The organism is Neiella marina, assembly GCF_002165625.1.
GTDB classification, from domain to species: Bacteria; Pseudomonadota; Gammaproteobacteria; order Enterobacterales; family Neiellaceae; genus Neiella; species Neiella marina.
The window spans coordinates 1-993 of the sequence record NZ_NGNS01000050.1 but is presented as its reverse complement, the minus strand read 5'-3'; the positions used below and the strand labels follow the sequence as shown (position 1 = coordinate 993).

The following is a 993-nucleotide window of genomic DNA, read 5'->3' as shown; positions in this document are numbered from 1 at the left end:
CTCAACAACCATCTTGATGTTATCGCCTGGCATTACCATCTCTACGCCTTCTGGCAGTTCGATAGTACCGGTGATGTCAGTTGTACGGAAGTAGAACTGTGGACGGTAGCCTTTGAAGAATGGCGTATGACGACCACCTTCTTCTTTTGACAATACGTATACTTCTGACTCGAACTTAGTGTGAGGAGTGATTGAACCTGGCTTCGCCAAAACTTGACCACGCTCTACTTCGTCACGCTTAGTACCACGCAGAAGAACACCTACGTTCTCACCCGCACGGCCTTCGTCAAGAAGCTTACGGAACATCTCTACACCAGTACAAGTAGTGGTTTGAGTTTCCTTAACACCTACAATCTCAACTTCGTCACTCACGTTGATGATGCCGCGCTCTACACGACCAGTTACAACGGTACCACGACCTGAGATTGAGAATACGTCTTCGATTGGCAACAAGAATGGCTTGTCGATGTCACGCTCTGGCTCTGGGATGTATGAATCCAAAGCTTCGGCCAACTCAACAATCTTGTCTTCCCACTCTTTCTCGCCTTCAAGCGCTTTCAGAGCTGAACCTTGGATAACTGGCAAGTCATCACCTGGGAAGTCGTACTCAGAAAGAAGTTCACGAACTTCCATTTCTACCAGCTCAAGCAACTCTTCATCATCAACCATGTCACACTTGTTCATGAATACAACGATGAATGGTACGCCTACCTGACGAGACAACAGGATGTGCTCACGAGTCTGTGGCATTGGGCCATCAGTTGAAGCCACTACCAAGATAGCGCCGTCCATCTGAGCAGCACCAGTAATCATGTTTTTCACGTAGTCAGCGTGACCTGGGCAGTCAACGTGCGCGTAGTGACGAGTTGGTGTGTCGTACTCTACGTGAGAAGTCGCGATGGTAATACCACGCTCACGCTCTTCTGGAGCGTTATCGATTTGTGCGAAATCTTTTGCTTCACCACCGTATACTTTTGCAAGTACGTTAGTGAT

The 993-nt window shown here is 48.1% G+C and carries 1 protein-coding gene; it reads right to left on the bottom strand.

Features of this window, described 5'->3' with window-relative positions:
• A partial coding sequence (gene tuf, locus CBE68_RS18600; RefSeq protein ID WP_087507721.1) for an elongation factor Tu occupies positions 1 to 993 on the bottom strand: 993 nt, incomplete at both ends.